Source organism: Pseudomonadota bacterium (assembly GCA_022572885.1).
Lineage (GTDB): Bacteria > Pseudomonadota > Gammaproteobacteria > Steroidobacterales > MnTg04 > MnTg04.
This window is the reverse complement of record JACZVC010000002.1, coordinates 118,532-134,389: the sequence shown is the minus strand read 5'-3', so window position 1 is coordinate 134,389 and position 15,858 is coordinate 118,532. Positions and strand designations below refer to the sequence as shown.

The window sequence follows — 15,858 nt, the reverse complement described above, 5'->3', positions numbered from 1 at the left end:
AATAATGGGCGAACAATGGCATGACGTCGCCATGGCCGATGAACTCGAGCCCGGCGGCTATGAAGTGATCGATGTCGACGACCTCCTGATCGCGGTTTTTAATGTCGCAGGCGAGTTTTACGCGATCGAGGATATCTGTACCCACGATGGCGAAGAGTTGACTGGCGGTCCGATCGACAATGACCAGATCATCTGCCCGCGCCACGGTGCGCGTTTCTGCCTGCGCACCGGTGAGGCGCTGACGCCCCCCGCCTATGAAGCCGTTGCGACGTTCGCAACCCGCGTCGTGGACGGACGCGTCCAGGTGCGGGTGGCGGATTGAGGTGCGATGAACAAGCTGTTGTTGATGCGCCACGCCAGGGCGGACTGGCCACAGGACGAAGCTGACCGGGTACGCAGCCTCAGCGAGCGAGGCCGGCTGGAAGCGCAACAAATGGGTCAGCGCCTGCGCGACAGGCAATTTAATCCGTTGACGTTGATTTGCAGCACAGCGTTACGCGCGCGGGAAACCGCTGAAATCGTCAGCCGCGTGCTCGGTTTCGATGCGCAGCAAATCGTTCGCACAGACGACCTTTACCTGGCCAGTCCCGATACCCTGATAAGCCAGATCCGGACCCACGCCGCCAGCGGCAACCTGATGGTGGTCGGTCATAACCCCGGCTTGACCAGCCTGGTCAATCGCCTCGCCGCGGGTCGCATCGACAATATGCCAACCGCCGCTTATGCCTTGTTCGAGATTGGCGGCGATGTTTTCAACGTCGCGAGCCGTTATCCGGCCAGCATCGATTTTCCGGCCAACCCGGGCGACCCATTCGCCGCCTGAGTCCCTCTCAGCATTCGGGAACGTTGACCGCTAGACCGCCCTTCGAGGTTTCCTTGTACCGGGTCGACATGTCCAGACCGGTCTGGTGCATCGTCGCGATGACCTGGTCGAGGCTGACCATGTGCTTGCCATCGCCGCGCAAGGCCATACGCGCGGCATTGATGGCCTTGATCGAGCCCATCGCGTTGCGCTCTATGCACGGTATCTGCACGAGCCCGGCGATCGGGTCGCAGGTCAGGCCCAGGTTGTGCTCCATGCCGATTTCCGCGGCATTTTCGATTTGCCCGTTGCTCGCACCCAGCGTCGAGGCCAGCCCGGCCGCGGCCATCGAACAGGCCACGCCGACCTCTCCCTGGCAACCCATTTCCGCACCCGAGATCGATGCATTCTTCTTGTAAAGTATGCCGATCCCACCGGCAGTCAACAGGAAATCGACGATGCCATCGTCGCAGGCCTGCGGCATGAATTTCAGGTAATACTTGAGCACCGCCGGCACGATGCCGGCCGCCCCGTTGGTCGGAGCGGTCACGACTTTGCCACCGGCCGCGTTCTCTTCGTTGACGGCCAGCGCCCAAACATCGACCCAGTCCATGAAATCGCTGTCGTCGGGGCCACCGGCAACGAGTTCACGGTAAAGCTTTGCCGCGCGGCGCGGAACCTTCAGAATACCGGGCAATATCCCCTCGCTTTGCAAACCGCGCTCGATACAGGCATCCATGACCGACCAGATCTCCAGCAATCGCCCGCGGACTTGCTCCTCGGAGCGCTCGGCGGTCTCGTTCGCCAGTATCAGTTCAGGCAGCTTCAGGCCGTTGTCGCTGGCCATTTGCAGCAATTCTTCGGCGTTTTCAAAATCATAGGGAATGTCGACAGCCTGCCGGTTGGCAGTTGCCGGCGATTGGCCATGCTCGTCCATGACAAAACCACCGCCGATCGAATAAAACTCTTCAACCAGCAGTGTCTCGCCCTTCGCGTCCAGCGCACTGAAGCGCATGCCATTGGTATGCAATGGCAACACCTGGTCGTGATGAAAAAGCAAATCCAGCGCCTGGTCGAACTTCGCCGGGTGTTTGCCAAGTATGTTCAGACAGCCATCGGCGCTGATCCTGGCCAGGGTTGCTTCTACGCGGTCGGGATCGACACGATGCGGTTGCTCTCCCTCTAGACCGAGCATCAGCGCGCGGTCGGTGCAATGCCCCTTGCCGGTCGCCGCCAGCGATCCATACAACTGGCAGGCAACGCGATCGACATCGCCGAGCAGGCCCTGCTCTTCCAGATCGAGGGCAAACTGCCGCGCCGCATTCATCGGGCCCATGGTGTGCGAACTGGACGGCCCGATGCCGACCTTGAGGATATCGAAAATGCTGATGCTCATGACTTTCGACTATACGTCAGTCCGTTTCCAGCGACAGCAGGCTGGCGTTGCCGCCGACGGCCGCAGTGTTGATCGTGATGGTCTTTTCGCTGGCAAAACGGTGCAGGTAGAACGGCCCGCCCGCTTTCGGACCGGTGCCGGATAAACCGCAACCGCCAAATGGCTGGACGCCGACCACCGCGCCAACCATGTTGCGATTGACATAGACATTGCCGACGTTGGCGACGCGGGCTATATGCCTGGCTGCGCCATCGATGCGGCTATGCACGCCCAGGGTCAGACCAAAACCGGTCTGGTTGATGGCAGCGATCATCTGATCGAGTTCGGCTGCCTTGTAGCGCACGATGTGCAAGACCGGCCCGAACACTTCCTTGTCGAGCGCATCGATAGCCGGAATTTCCACCGCCAGCGGCGTCACGTAGGACCCGTCGCCCAGGCCTGCGGGAATTTCGATGCGGGCCACCACCTTGCCCAGCTCGCTGATTTTGTCGATGTGATCGTTGAGCATTCGCTGCGCGTCTTGGTCGATGACCGGACCGATATCGGTGGACAACAGCGCAGGATCGCCGATGGTCAGTTCCGCCATGTAACCGGCTAGCAACTCGATGACGCGCGGCGCTATTTCTTCCTGCAGGCAAAGCACCCGCAGTGCGGAACACCGCTGTCCGGCGCTGTTGAACGCGGATTGCACGACGTCCTTGACCACTTGTTCGGGCAGAGCCGAACTGTCCACGATCATCGTGTTCTGACCGCCGGTTTCGGCGATCAAAACGGCGATCGGCCCGTCACGCCCGGCCAGGCTGCGATTGATTCTTTGCGCCGTTGCCATGGAACCTGTAAAGGCGACCCCGGCGACCCGTGGGTCGGCCACCGCTGCCGCGCCGATGACAGCGCCTGCGCCAGGTAAAAAGTGCAGGACATTGCCGGGTATACCGGCCTCGTGCAGCAACTCCACTGCCTTGCTCGCGACCAGCGAAGTCTGCGCCGCCGGCTTGGCGAGCACCGTGTTTCCGGCAGCCAGCGCAGCAGCCACCTGACCGGTAAAAATTGCCAGCGGAAAATTCCAGGGACTGATGCAGACAAAGACACCGCGCCCATTCAGCAACAGATGGTTACTCTCGCCGGTCGGCCCTGGCAAGAGCATGGCCTCGGAAAAATCGCGCCTGGCGCAGGCGGCATAGTAGCGCAGAAAATCGATTGCCTCGCGCAGTTCGGCAACGCTGTCCGGCACACTCTTGCCGGCTTCACGGACGCACATGGCGAGGAGTTCGCCGGCGTTGGCTGCGTACAGATCCGCGGCGCGGTCCAGGCATTCGGCGCGCTCGCCGGCGGGTGTCCAATCCCAGCCCGGGTAAGCTTCGCTCGCAGCATCCACTGCCGATACGACCTGGTCGGCGCCGGCATACTCGACTTGCCCGACTCGTTGTTTATTGTCCGCCGGATAAAAAACCTCGTGTTTGTCACCGGCCATACGCTTACCACCAATGACCGGGCCGGCTTGCCAGTCGCGGCCCGCCGCCGTGACCATTTGTGCAGCCAGCGCCTCGAGCTCCGCGTGATCGGAAAAATTGACGCCTGCCGAATTTTCCCGCTCCGACCCGTACAGACCACTCGGCAACGGGATTTTTGTATGGGGGATGGATGCAAGGCGCCCGACCTCGAGTACCGGGTCGGCGACGATTGCCGAGATCGGCTCTTTTTCATCGACGATGCGGTTGACGAAGGAACTGTTGGCGCCATTTTCGAGCAGACGGCGGACCAGGTACGGCAGCAGGTCTTCATGTTTCCCCACCGGCGCATAGACCCGGCAAGCCACATTCAGCGTGTCCTCGCCGACCACCTCGTCATACAACTCTTCGCCCATGCCGTGCAGCCGCTGAAACTCGAAACTATCGGCAGATTTTCCAGCGCCGTTCGTATCGGCCATCAGCACGATGCTGGCCACCGTGTGCGCGTTATGGCTGGCAAATTGCGGGTAGATCACGTCCCTGGCCGCCAGCAGGTCACGGGCACAGGCCAGGTACGATACATCGGTGTTCGGTTTGCGGGTGTACACCGGGTAGCCGGCCAGACCGTTCTCCTGCGCCAGTTTGATCTCGGTATCCCAGTACGCGCCCTTGACCAGCCGCACCGGGATCATTCTGCCGCATTCCCCGGCCAGGCTGATCAGCCATTCGATCTGCGCACGCGCGCGTTTTTGATACGATTGCAATGCCAGGCCGAAGCCTTCCCAGCCAGCCAGCGCCGATGAACGGTAAACCGCCGCAAACACCTCCATGGATATTTCCAGTCGATCCGCTTCCTCGGCATCGATGGTCAACGCAATCTGCGCAGCTTTAGCCTGCTCGGCCAACGCCAATAGCCTGGGCGTCAGTTCATTCAGCACACGCGTGCGCTGGCCAAACTCGTAGCGCGGAAACAGCGCCGACAACTTGACCGATATGCCCGGCGCTTCTTTTATACCCGTGCCTTTGGCCAGGCTGTCTCCAATCTCCCTGATGCCCTGGCTGTAGGCCTCGAAATAGCACAAGGCATCTGCTTTGCTCAGCGCCGCCTCGCCCAGCATGTCAAAGGAGTGCCGGTAGGCCTGGTTTTCGCCGCTGACCGATCGCTTCAGCGCCGCGCGTATATTGCGCCCCATGACAAACTGATGGCCCATGATGCGCATTGCCTGGCGCATGGCTGTCCTGATCACCGGCTCGCCCAGGCGGCCGGCGATGCGCGCCAGATATCCCGCGGGATTTTCCAGCGCTGCCCGGTCCGGTTTGATGATATGGCCGGTCAGCATCAGGCCCCAGGTCGATGCGTTGACGAATACGGAGTCGCTGGTACCGAGGTGAACTTTCCAGTTGCCCGCCGAAATCTTGTCGGCAATCAGGCGATCCGCGGTATCGGCATCGGGAATTCGCAGCAGCGCCTCGGCCAGGCACATCAACACCACGCCTTCTTGTGAGGACAAGTCGTATTTCTTCAAGAAGGCGTCCAGGCCCCCTTTCTTCTTCCGGTTGCGACGGACCGCTTCCACCAGGCGGGTTGCATGGCGGCTGACCTCTTCCGTCTGCTCGTCTGTCAGTCGTGCGCGCTCCAGAAGACCACGAACGATTTCGCTTTCGTCGGCGAGATAAAAAGCATTGATGGCACGACCGACGGCGGACACCGGTACATCCAGGTCGGAAAAAATAAATCCGCCGCTTTGGTTTTCCCCTTTTGTGGAGGTCTGCATGGCCTACTCTCAACGATGAACGCGGAAGCGGATTTTACTACTGGAACCACCGGCAAAGCACCAATCTCCGGGGGTGAAATCGAAACTATTGCTCGCCAGCGGGTTAACCCTTGCCCAGCGATTTGCGGATGTTCCGTCTTTGCCGTTTGTCCGGTCTTCCGGCGGGCGCCGGTGCCCGCGCCGTACCGGCCTTGTGCCTGGCAGCCGCATCCAGCCTCGCCGTTTCAGTTTCCCTGGTTTCCTCGTACAACATCGCCGCCTCTTTAGGCGGACCCCGGCGCTCAGCAAAATCGACGATCCTCAATTGCTGTATATAACCTTCGCGCCTGATCGCCAGCAGGTCATTCTGCTCCAGCGACCGCGATGGCTTGACCCGGCCACCGTTGACCCGCACGTGGCCGGCACGAATCTCACGGGCCGCCAGCACGCGAGTCTTGAACAGCCGCGCCTGCCACAACCATTTATCGAGTCTTGGTTTTTCCATACGCAGCTCATCGAAGCCCTAAGCGGCGTTATTGTACTGCTATAATCCGCCACTGTTTGCCGCCAGGAGCGATGACGTGGACCAGGCTTTTTTAAACCGCTTGAGCAAAAACACCGAAGAACTCAAAGTAGCGGGGCTATTCAAAACCGAACGCGTAATTCGTTCGCCGCAACAAGCCGACATCGAAATCGCCGATGGCAGCGAGGTCGTTAACTTCTGCGCCAACAATTATCTCGGCCTGGCGAACCATCCGGACTTGATCGAGGCGGCGCACGCGGCGCTCGATCGCTATGGCTATGGCATGGCATCCGTGCGTTTTATCTGCGGCACGCAAAGCGTGCACAAAGAACTCGAGGAGCGCATCAGCGGATTCCTGGGGACCGAGGAAACGCTCCTCTACCCCTCGTGTTTTGACGCCAATGGCGGCCTGTTTGAAACCTTGCTCGATAACAATGACGCGATCATCAGCGATGAACTCAATCATGCCAGCATCATCGACGGCGTACGGCTTTGCAAGGCGCAGCGTTTTCGCTACCGCAACAACGATATGAACGATCTCGAACGTCAGCTCAAGGCCGCCAAGAATGCCCGCGTAAAGCTGATTGTGAGCGATGGTGTTTTTTCGATGGACGGAGTCATCGCCCGGCTAAAAGACATTTGCGACCTGGCGGACCGATATGGCGCGATGGTCATGGTCGATGACGCGCATGCCACCGGTTTTATGGGGCAGCAAGGCCGTGGAACCCATGAGTACCGTGATGTGATGGGCCGCGTCGATATACTGACCGGGACCCTGGGCAAGGCCCTCGGTGGCGCCGCCGGCGGTTACACGGCGGCCAGCAAGGAAGTGGTCGGCTGGCTGCGCCAGCGTTCGCGGCCTTATCTCTTCTCCAACGCCATCGCGCCGGTGGTCGCGGCAGTATCTATCAAGGTACTGGATTTGCTGGAGACGGATGCCAGTCTGCGCGATAAACTACACAAGAACGCTGCTTATTTCAGGGAACAAATGAGCGCGCTGGGTTTCGACCTGGTCCCGGGAGAACATCCCATTATTCCGGTGATGCTGGGCGACGCCAAACTTGCCGGCCGGATGGCCGACCTGATGCTCGACGAAGGTATTTATGTCATCGGTTTTTCATTCCCCGTGGTCCCGAAAGGCAAAGCCAGGATCAGGACCCAGATGTCGGCAGGCCATGAAACAGCGCACCTGGATCGGGCCATCGCCGCATTTGGCAAAGTGGGTCGTGAATTGGGCATCATTTCCTGAGGAAAAACCATGAAGGCACTGGTTAAAAAGAAATCCGAACCCGGCATCTGGATGGATGAAGTCGAGACGCCCGCGCTGGGACACAACGATGTCTTGATCAAAATCAGCAAGACTGCAATCTGCGGCACCGACATCCACATTTACAACTGGGATGACTGGGCCAGGCAGACGATTCCGGTCCCCATGCACGTCGGCCATGAATTTGTCGGCGAAATCGTGGAAACCGGCAGCGAGGTCGAGGGTTGCCAGGCGGGAGACCGGGTCTCCGGTGAAGGACACATCACCTGTGGATATTGCCGTAACTGCCGCGCCGGGCGTCGTCATCTGTGCAGGAACAGCAAGGGTGTGGGCGTTGATCGTCCCGGCTGTTTCGCCGAATTCCTATGCATCCCCGCACAAAATGTTTTCAAGGTGCCAGACTCGATCGGTGACGAAATCGCCTCGATCCTGGATCCGCTGGGTAACGCCACGCACACTGCCCTGTCGTTCGACCTGGTCGGTGAGGACGTACTGATCACCGGCGCCGGACCGATCGGCGTCATGGCCGTCGCAATCGCCCGCCATGCAGGCGCGCGCCATGTGGTTATCACCGACATCAACGGCTATCGCCTGGATCTCGCCCGCAAGATGGGCGCAAGCGTTGCGCATAACGTGGCCGATGGTTCGCTCGACGAGGTGATGGACGCACTGGGAATGACCGAAGGCTTCGATGTCGGCCTGGAAATGTCCGGCAACCCGATGGCGCTTCGTGACTTGCTGCGAACCATGCACCACGGCGGCAAAGTCGCGCTGCTGGGCCTGCAGCCGGAAGATACGGCTATCGATTGGAAACAAATTATTTTCAAAGGGCTCGAGATCAAAGGAATTTATGGGCGCGAGATGTTTGAGACCTGGTACAAAATGACCAGCATGCTGCAAAGCGGTCTGGATATCAGCCCCGTGATCACCCACCATTTTCCGGTCAGTGAGTATCAGGAGGGATTCGACATCATGCGTTCCGGGCAATCCGGCAAGGTCATCCTGGATTGGCTGGCCTGAATCCTGCAGCGGAAGGAAAAGGGCTACGCGCAGCATCCGGGTTAAGGTTTGAAACTCATTGTTTCGGTTAACTGGATGATATCTAAGGAGAACCCTCTGCCCCCGGCATTGTCGCCAAACAGCGCCATATGCGCTGAGCAAGCAGATTATCCATAATGAGCATTAGTCGCAGGTTTTGCGACCGGCATTCACTTAATATTCGACTGGCAAAAACCAAACAGGATTCTGCAATGAAAAAGTTAATTCTCAGTATCGCTTTGTTATCTTTGGCCGCTTGCGCAAGCACCAGCGATCCCCAGAAAATTGCCGACAAGCGGGCGGAAATTGACGCGATGGCATCGACAACGCTGGAGAAACTGTTTAAGGAAAGCAGCGGCGCCAAACGGCTTTATGACGAAAGTTACGCCTACGCGGTGTTTAGCAATGTCAAAGTGTCATTAATCATTACCGGCGGCGGCGGCACGGGCGTGGCGGTCACCAGAGCCAGCGGAGAAAAATCCTATATGAATATGGGTCTCGGCGGTATCAACCTGGGGCTGGGCGCTCACAAATACCAGGTTGTTTTCCTGTTTGAGAGCAAAAAGGTTTTTGATGATTTCGTGGAATACGGCTGGACGGCCGACGCATCCGCCAGCGCGGTTGCGGGTGTCAAAGGCGCCAGCGCCGAAACGACATTCAGCCATGGCATGGCTATTTACACGATTACCGATGTCGGCCTGATGCTAACGGCGGATATTACCGGCACAAAATACTGGAAAAGCAAAAGTTTGAATTGAGCCCGCCAGGCCTGTTTCCGTCACTGCTTTTCGCAGAAACAGTAGTAGTACATGCCGCGCGGGTCGTTGAAACTGGCCAGGCTCTCGAAATTTTTCTGAACCGCGGCCGCGACTTGCTTAAACGGTTCGCTCCATCCGCGTGAACCGGCGCGAGCCGGCACGACAGCCTGCGCCGCGCCATAAAGTCTCAGCACCAGCGATTCCTCGAAACTAAGTTCGCGTTCGATGTATTGCACCGAGTACTCTTCGAGACCCGCCAGTTCGGCTGCTGAATCCAGCGCCTGCGCCAGATCGCCGAGTTCGTCGACCAGCCCCAGGTTGTAGGCGTCGATACCGCTCCAGACCCTGCCCTGCGCCAGCTCATTGGCTTCGCTTATGCTCATGTCCCGATTTTCCGAAACTTTTTGCAGGAATTCGCGATAACTGAAATCGACCGTAAGCTGAATCAGGTCGCTGCCGTCCTCGCCCAGACCGATGGCCGGGTTAAACTGACCGCTCAGCGAAGTTGTGCCAATGCCATCCATATTCAGTCCCAGCGCGCTCAGACTGCCCTCGAAACTCGGAAACATCGCGATTACGCCGATGGACCCGGTGATGGTCGTCGGGTTGGCCCATATTTTATCCGCGGACAAGGCGATCCAGTACCCACCGGAAGCGGCGACATCCCCCATGGAAACCACCAGGGGCTTACCCGCGTCACGCAAGGCAACCAGCTCCTGGAAAATCACCTCGGATGCGAAAGTGCTTCCGCCCGGGCTGTCGATACGCAACACGACAGCCTTGATGCTGTCGTCTTCACGCGCATCCCGGATCAGGCGACCGAGTGAATCTGCGCCAATTTTGCCGGGCGGTTGCCGGCCATTGAAAATACTACCGGCCGCGACGATGACCCCGATCTTGTCCTTGCTGTCAGGGATCAGCGCCTTTTCGGCTTTCAACGCCGCAACATAATCGTCGTAATTGATATAGCTATATGGCTTGTAGTCATCACCATTGCTGCCGGCAATGTCGGCGAGTCTGCCCATCATTTCTTCGTGGCTCAGCAATTCGTCAACCAGACCGGAATTTACCGCGACCTCGGCCATGTTTCCCTGTTCGACGCGCAGCTCGACGACAAAATTATTGGCGTAGTCGGACACGGCTTCCGCATCCAGATCGCGAGCCGCGGTCACATCCCGTTGATATGCACTCCAGAGATCGCCGAGCCACTCGGTGCTTTCTTCCTTTTCCTCGGCCGACATGTCGTCTCGTTCGTACGGCGCGCCATAGGATTTATATTTGCCCGCACGGAACACGTGCATATTGAACTTCAGCTTATCGAGCGCCTCTTTCATGTACAGGCGGTAATAGCCAAAACCATCGATAAACACGCCACCCAGCCGGTGCATGTAGATTTCATCGGCACGCGATGCCAGGTAATATTGACCCTGAGAATAGTAGTCGCCGATGGCGATGACCGGCTTGCCGCTTTCCCTGAATTTGTCTATCGCCCTGCCTATAGTCTGCAGATTGCTCAGGCCTGCGCCGCCCATTCGATTCAACTGCAGTACAACCGATGAAATTCGTGGATCATCCGCCGCTTTTTCCAAAGATTCGACCAAGTGATGCAACAGCGCCTGCGGTTCCGCTTCGCCCAGTATTTCGTCCAGCGCACGGTCCACAGCGTCACCCTGGTACTGCTCGACGATATTGCCGAATGGCGCGATTCTCAGTGCAGCGGACTCAGGCACCGTTTTTATATCGCCCGCAAGACCCACGATGATCAATGAGAAAACCAGCAACAGCAAAATAAAATGCAGCACCCGCCGCACGCCATCGAGAGTGCTCAACAGGAAGCGGACCAAGCGGCCAATCGTCTTAAAAATAATCATGCTATACACCGTGACATAATTCAGAACCCACGCAATACCCGCACAGTCAATCAGGAACCAGCCACAATGATAACTGCGGGACAAAAGTAATTACCAGCACACTGAGCAGCAAGATCAGAAAGAATGGAATGGTCGCCATATAGACACTGGTAATCGGCTTGTCAAACCGGTAGCTGGCAATGAACAGATTCAGACCGACCGGCGGAGTCAGGTAACCAAGCTGCATCGTAGCCAGGAAAACGATGCCCAGGTGCAGCGGGTTTACCCCGTAACTCTCGGCCACCGGCAGCAACAACGGAACAATCAGCACCAATGCCGAAAAGATATCCAGAAACGCTCCCAGAACCAGCAGGAATACGAGTAAAAGAATCAGGAAGCTCAGTTGTCCTGTTACGTACGAACTGATCGCGGACAGGAGTTTCTGGGGCACCTCCGCGTCTATCATTAGCGTCGTCGACGCCAAAGACACGCCAAGAATCAGAAATATACCGCCGACCAGGACCATGGACTCTCTCATGATTCGCGGAAGATCGCCGAATCTGACCTCGCGAAGAACCACCACATCGATAAAAAAGACATACAAAGCCGTTACCGCTGCGGCTTCGGAAACAGCAAAGTAGCCGCTGTATATTCCACCGAGCACCACGATCGGCAGCGGAATTTCCCAGGCTGCGGCGCGCAGCGCCTGTCGAACTTCAGCCCACGAAAAATCCTCCAGCGACCGCCGGTTTTTGCGATTGACCCAAAGGCACCAGCCTGACAACATGATAACCATCAACACGCCCGGTGTGGCGCCGGCCCTGAACAGATCATCGATGGAAACCTGCGCCACCACGCCATACAGAATAAGAGGCAATGACGGAGCAAACAGCAGGCCAAGGCTTCCCGAGGAAGTGACCAGGCCAAGACTGAACCGTTCCCGGTACCCTCCTTGCATCAAAGCGGGGTACAAGAGCGCGCCGAGTGCAATAATTGTGACGCCCGAGGCGCCGGTAAATGCGGTAAACAAGGCGCAGGTTGCCAGGCAGACAACGGCCAGGCCGCCAGGCATCCAGCCCAGCAGCGCGTTCGACAGCCGCACCAGCCGCAACGGCGCCTTGCTTTCACTAAGCAGGTAGCCGGCAAAGGTGAACAGCGGGATCGCCAGCAGGATCGGCATTTCGGCGATACGATAGATTTCAATACCCATCACGCTCTGCGGAATTTCAGACTGCAGAAAACCCCACATGGCGCTGGCGCCGATAATCGCAAACAAAGGCGCCCCCAATAACGCCAGCGCGATCAAAATCAGGCTAACCAGTAGCATCTGGTCTCACCCCCGTAAACAGGATTCTCGCGTAACGCAAGCTATGCGTCAGGTAGCGCCAACTCATCAAGGCAAAGCCAACAGGCAAAATCAGCTGGACAATCCAGGCCGGCTGGCCGCCGAGTACGGTATCGTGGTAATCATACGCATCCTTCACCAGCACAAAAGAAGCCTGGGCGATAAACCCGCAAACCCCGGCGACAAAAATGCTGACCACCAGCATTGCCGCCGATGCCAGCATTGGAGAAAGAAAACGCGTAATCACATCGATCGAAATATGGCGCTCTTCGCGACTGGCAGCCAAACCGCCAAGTATGGCAAGCCACAAAACCAGGTTACGCAAAAGTTCGTCGCCGGTTGGAATTCCGATATCCAGAACGTTTCTCATGAAAATCTGCGCGGCCGCAAGTAAAATCAACGCTGACAGGAACAAGACCAGCAGCCCGGTTTCAAGCCGTTGCCCCCACTTAGCCAGACTTTTCAGCAAGGAAGGTTTTGTCACCTGTCCACGCCCGCGTCGGCGGTGACCGATTGCGACGATGCCGCAGACTGTTTCGCCGCACGATATTCCTCAATGTGAGCGATCATCTCGTCGTAAAGATTCACATCCACTTCGCCTTGCTCAGCCAGTTCCCGATTACTCTCCATGACCTTTCGCCGCCATTCGTCGATGTGGTCCTGGTACGGCTCGATCGCAATAATCCCCTGCTCGAGCAATGCTCGCGAGGCGTCTTCGTCATCAACCCGGTTGAGCCTGTCGAAATCCTTGTAGATGCGTCCCATTACCTCACTGACAATGGCCTGATCACCAGGCGTCAGGCGATTGAACGCCTTTTCCTCAATGACCAGGAAACCAATGACATATACCAATGGTAATTCCATGACATACTTCACCCGCGTATGCCATTGCAAAACAATTGCGCCGACCGCCGAGTTCGTCACCACTTCGATCAGGCCAGTCTGCAGCCCGATCATGACATCGGTCAACGGCAGAGCAACCGGTGACAGACCCATCGCTTTCATCGCGCCGTAACTGGTAATATCGCCTTCCGGCACCCAGACCTTTTTGCCGGACAGGTCGTCTGGACTACGGACTGGGAAATTCGACATCATTCGCGCAAACCCGCCTTCGACGATACCAAACGAGATCAGCCCCGCGGATTTCATGCCTTCCATCAATTTGGCATCCATGCGCTCGCGAACATAATCAACTTCATCCAGCGACTTGAATACCATCGGCATCGAATAAAGCTGGATAGTGGAAAACCGGTCGGCCAGCCCGCTACCGGTAAATGTTGCCCCCTGCAACTGGCCGGCGCGCATTTTTCGCAACACTGTCTTGTCGCTACCCTGGGTACCGCCACCATACAGCTTGACGATGACCCGTCCTTCGGTGCGCTCCTTGATTTCCTTCGCCCCTGCCCGCATGGACTCCATCCAGCCGGAACCTTCAGGGGTCAAGGTCGCAATTTTCAGTTGCACACCGTGTACCTGGAAAGAAATCAGAGCGAGTACAGGCAGTATTAAAAGCCTGAGAAATTTAATCATGGATACTCCTGAACTGCAGGTCGGTCAGAAATAGTCATCGGCGGATTCGAGTAAAGAACGGGCTTCTGTCTGGGCCAGCGTGTTGAACAGGGTAAACCCGGGAACCTCCGGGTTGGCCTCGACAACTTGGACAAGCAGCCGGTCATGCAGTTCACGATCATAAACCAGCCTTGCGTAACTGCGTGCGTATTCGAGCTTGATGCTCAGATCCCGGCCTTGGGTAATTTCAACTGCCCGCTCGAAGTGGCGGCGCCCGAGTTCCGGCGCACCGCCAAGGGCGGCCGGTCTGAGCGTGTTGAGTATCCCCAGGTACTGGTGGACCGCGGCGCTTTCGTAAGTCTCATCGAGCACCTGGAGGCGCTCGAGACTCGCTTCCACCTTGGGCAGGTCGGCGACCGAGCCCCAGTTGCTGCTATGCGTCCTGATATAGGCCAGCCAACTCACTGTATAGGCAAACAGCGCCGGCGTATCACCGGCCTTCAGCCGATTGAGGCCGATGACAAATTCGTCGTATGCGAATTCATGCATGTCGCAGGCGCTTTCCTGCTGCACACAAAGAGCACGTCTTCCGTAATCAAACCCGCGCCCGGTCAGGCGTTTTGCCCGGTCCGGATCGTCGACAAAAACAGCGCCGTAAACTGCATACAGTTTGGCAGCGCCTTGTAACAAGGAACCGTTCTTCGGTGAGTTGCCGATAAAGCCATCCATCATCAACAACAAAGCGGGCGCACCCTGGCGCACCGTTTCCGGGTCTGACTGATTGATGATGGCATCCGCAAGACTATCGGCCATCGAACTGGTCGCCCCGGCAATAATCGCAGAACAACCCGCCGCCATGATAAAAACACCGATCAGCACAATCGTCCTGGCGCTATTTTTCATGTGCATCATGATTCAGGTGCTTCTCCCGCTGGATTCCCTGGTTTGGAATGCAAAAAAGAGCGACTGCATTGCAGCCGCCCTGATTATAGCTGATTAGCCAACGGGCCTACGGCGTCAGATTTTTTCCTTGATTCTCGCGGCCTTACCGGTACGGTCACGCAGATAGTACAGCTTGGCCCGGCGCACATCGCCTCGGCGTTTTACGGTGACTGAAGCCACCGTGGGACTGTAGGTCTGAAACACTCGCTCCACTCCCTCGCCGTGAGAAATCTTGCGCACGGTAAAGGACGAATTAAGACCGCGGTTTTTCTTGGCGATCACAACCCCCTCATAAGCCTGCAAGCGCTCCCGGCTGCCTTCTTTTACCTTGACCTGGACCACGACTGTATCACCGGGATTAAATTCCGGAAGTTCGCGATTCATTTGTTCCTTTTCCAATGCTTCTATAATTTTACTCATCGCTGTCACCTGCCCGCGGGCAATCCTTTTACATGCAAAAATAAATTGTCTCAGCCATTAGCCGGCCGGGTCTTCTGCTCGGCCACGAACTCGCTCAGCAGTTCCTGTTGTTCATCCGACAATATCAGTTTTTCGATCAGGTCGGGTCTCCGCATCCAGGTCCGGCCCAGCGCCTGCTTGCGGCGCCAGCGCCTGATTTCCTGATGATTACCCGACAACAAAACATCGGGCACGCTTTCGGCGTTTACTGTTTCCGGCCGCGTGTAATGCGGACAATCGAGCAGGCCATCGACAAAACTATCCTGTTCGGCTGACAACTCGTCACCCAGAACGCCGGGCAGCAGCCTGGCAACCGCGTCCATTACCACCAGCGCCGGAAATTCCCCGCCACTGACTACGTAATCACCAATGGACAGTTCCTCGTCGATCTCGCCCTCAACCAACCGCTCGTCTACGCCCTCATAGCGGCCAGCCAGCAACAAAAGCCCCGGCAACTTTGCCAGTTCACGCACTTTCGCATGATCCAGCGGCGCCCCCTGGGCGCTCAAATAAATGCTCCGGCTGCCATCCGGCAGCACAGCCCTGGCTTGGCGCAGACAGGTCCTGGTCGGCTCCACCTTGAGCACCATGCCGGGTCCGCCGCCATATGGCCGGTCGTCGACCGTCGCATGCCGGTCTTCCGCCAGGTCCCTGGGGTTGCTCACCGCAACCTCAAGCAGTTCCCTTTCAATCGCGCGTCCGAGTACGCCGTAGCCCAACGCACCGCTGATCAGTTCCGGAAACAAAGTGACGATATGGATATGCAT

15 protein-coding genes are annotated in these 15,858 nt (G+C 57.6%); 5 read left to right on the top strand and 10 right to left on the bottom strand.

What is annotated here, in order from left to right; genetic code table 11:
- The first annotated feature begins 4 nt into the window (after positions 1 to 4).
- Positions 5 to 322, top strand: coding sequence for a non-heme iron oxygenase ferredoxin subunit (locus tag IIA05_01455; GenBank protein ID MCH9025765.1), 318 nt, complete (start codon positions 5 to 7; stop codon positions 320 to 322).
- A gap of 6 nt (positions 323 to 328) precedes the next feature.
- Complete coding sequence (locus IIA05_01450; protein ID MCH9025764.1) at positions 329 to 823, top strand: histidine phosphatase family protein; 495 nt, start codon at positions 329 to 331, stop codon at positions 821 to 823.
- A gap of 7 nt (positions 824 to 830) precedes the next feature.
- Here IIA05_01450 and IIA05_01445 read toward each other — a convergent pair whose 3' ends face one another.
- The 3 genes from IIA05_01445 to IIA05_01435 form a co-directional block, all read right to left on the bottom strand.
- Positions 831 to 2,198 (bottom strand): L-serine ammonia-lyase, encoded by a 1,368-nt coding sequence (locus IIA05_01445; protein MCH9025763.1) that lies wholly within the window; start codon positions 2,196 to 2,198, stop codon positions 831 to 833.
- A 16-nt stretch (positions 2,199 to 2,214) separates the two neighbouring features.
- Positions 2,215 to 5,421 carry a bifunctional proline dehydrogenase/L-glutamate gamma-semialdehyde dehydrogenase PutA gene (gene putA, locus IIA05_01440; protein MCH9025762.1) on the bottom strand — a complete coding sequence of 1,069 codons (3,207 nt, stop codon included), beginning with the start codon at positions 5,419 to 5,421 and terminating at the stop codon, positions 2,215 to 2,217.
- 103 nt (positions 5,422 to 5,524) lie between these two features.
- Positions 5,525 to 5,905 carry a hypothetical protein gene (locus IIA05_01435; protein MCH9025761.1) on the bottom strand — a complete coding sequence of 127 codons (381 nt, stop codon included), beginning with the start codon at positions 5,903 to 5,905 and terminating at the stop codon, positions 5,525 to 5,527.
- 76 nt (positions 5,906 to 5,981) lie between these two features.
- On the opposite strand from IIA05_01435, the gene IIA05_01430 reads away from it, so the two are divergent.
- From IIA05_01430 to IIA05_01420, 3 genes are all read left to right on the top strand, one after another.
- Positions 5,982 to 7,172 (top strand): glycine C-acetyltransferase, encoded by a 1,191-nt coding sequence (locus IIA05_01430; GenBank protein ID MCH9025760.1) that lies wholly within the window; start codon positions 5,982 to 5,984, stop codon positions 7,170 to 7,172.
- A gap of 9 nt (positions 7,173 to 7,181) precedes the next feature.
- Complete coding sequence (gene tdh / locus IIA05_01425) at positions 7,182 to 8,210, top strand: L-threonine 3-dehydrogenase (GenBank protein MCH9025759.1); 1,029 nt, start codon at positions 7,182 to 7,184, stop codon at positions 8,208 to 8,210.
- Between the two features lie 230 nt (positions 8,211 to 8,440).
- Complete coding sequence (locus IIA05_01420) at positions 8,441 to 8,986, top strand: hypothetical protein (protein MCH9025758.1); 546 nt, start codon at positions 8,441 to 8,443, stop codon at positions 8,984 to 8,986.
- Between the two features lie 20 nt (positions 8,987 to 9,006).
- On the opposite strand, the gene sppA is transcribed toward IIA05_01420, so the two are convergent.
- The 7 genes from sppA to trmD form a co-directional block, all read right to left on the bottom strand.
- Positions 9,007 to 10,857: a signal peptide peptidase SppA gene (gene sppA, locus IIA05_01415; protein ID MCH9025757.1), complete on the bottom strand. Its 1,851-nt coding sequence runs from the start codon at positions 10,855 to 10,857 to the stop codon at positions 9,007 to 9,009.
- Between the two features lie 46 nt (positions 10,858 to 10,903).
- Complete coding sequence (locus IIA05_01410; protein MCH9025756.1) at positions 10,904 to 12,163, bottom strand: TRAP transporter large permease subunit; 1,260 nt, start codon at positions 12,161 to 12,163, stop codon at positions 10,904 to 10,906.
- Entirely contained in the window at positions 12,150 to 12,665 is a 516-nt protein-coding gene (locus IIA05_01405) for a TRAP transporter small permease (GenBank protein MCH9025755.1), read from the bottom strand. The genes IIA05_01410 and IIA05_01405 overlap by 14 nt, the downstream gene beginning before the upstream one ends.
- The gene (gene dctP / locus IIA05_01400; GenBank protein ID MCH9025754.1) at positions 12,662 to 13,711 is read right to left on the bottom strand and encodes a TRAP transporter substrate-binding protein DctP; all 1,050 of its coding nucleotides are present in this window, start codon (positions 13,709 to 13,711) and stop codon (positions 12,662 to 12,664) included. Before dctP ends, IIA05_01405 begins: the two co-directional genes overlap by 4 nt.
- 24 nt (positions 13,712 to 13,735) lie before the next feature.
- Positions 13,736 to 14,599, bottom strand: coding sequence for a hypothetical protein (locus tag IIA05_01395; protein MCH9025753.1), 864 nt, complete (start codon positions 14,597 to 14,599; stop codon positions 13,736 to 13,738).
- Positions 14,600 to 14,707: 108 nt separating this feature from the next.
- Positions 14,708 to 15,052: a 50S ribosomal protein L19 gene (gene rplS, locus IIA05_01390; protein ID MCH9025752.1), complete on the bottom strand. Its 345-nt coding sequence runs from the start codon at positions 15,050 to 15,052 to the stop codon at positions 14,708 to 14,710.
- A 50-nt stretch (positions 15,053 to 15,102) separates the two neighbouring features.
- Complete coding sequence (gene trmD, locus IIA05_01385) at positions 15,103 to 15,858, bottom strand: tRNA (guanosine(37)-N1)-methyltransferase TrmD (protein ID MCH9025751.1); 756 nt, start codon at positions 15,856 to 15,858, stop codon at positions 15,103 to 15,105.

Coding starts and splice junctions, on each gene's coding strand:
- IIA05_01455 (MCH9025765.1), top strand. CDS start 5: ATGGGCGAACAATGGCATGACGTCGCCATGGCCGATGAACTCGAGCCC.
- IIA05_01450 (MCH9025764.1), top strand. CDS start 329: ATGAACAAGCTGTTGTTGATGCGCCACGCCAGGGCGGACTGGCCACAG.
- IIA05_01445 (MCH9025763.1), bottom strand. CDS start 2,198: ATGAGCATCAGCATTTTCGATATCCTCAAGGTCGGCATCGGGCCGTCC.
- putA (MCH9025762.1), bottom strand. CDS start 5,421: ATGCAGACCTCCACAAAAGGGGAAAACCAAAGCGGCGGATTTATTTTT.
- IIA05_01435 (MCH9025761.1), bottom strand. CDS start 5,905: ATGGAAAAACCAAGACTCGATAAATGGTTGTGGCAGGCGCGGCTGTTC.
- tdh (MCH9025759.1), top strand. CDS start 7,182: ATGAAGGCACTGGTTAAAAAGAAATCCGAACCCGGCATCTGGATGGAT.
- IIA05_01420 (MCH9025758.1), top strand. CDS start 8,441: ATGAAAAAGTTAATTCTCAGTATCGCTTTGTTATCTTTGGCCGCTTGC.
- sppA (MCH9025757.1), bottom strand. CDS start 10,857: ATGATTATTTTTAAGACGATTGGCCGCTTGGTCCGCTTCCTGTTGAGC.
- IIA05_01410 (MCH9025756.1), bottom strand. CDS start 12,163: ATGCTACTGGTTAGCCTGATTTTGATCGCGCTGGCGTTATTGGGGGCG.
- dctP (MCH9025754.1), bottom strand. CDS start 13,711: ATGATTAAATTTCTCAGGCTTTTAATACTGCCTGTACTCGCTCTGATT.
- IIA05_01395 (MCH9025753.1), bottom strand. CDS start 14,599: ATGCACATGAAAAATAGCGCCAGGACGATTGTGCTGATCGGTGTTTTT.
- rplS (MCH9025752.1), bottom strand. CDS start 15,052: ATGAGTAAAATTATAGAAGCATTGGAAAAGGAACAAATGAATCGCGAA.
- trmD (MCH9025751.1), bottom strand. CDS start 15,858: ATGCATATCCATATCGTCACTTTGTTTCCGGAACTGATCAGCGGTGCG.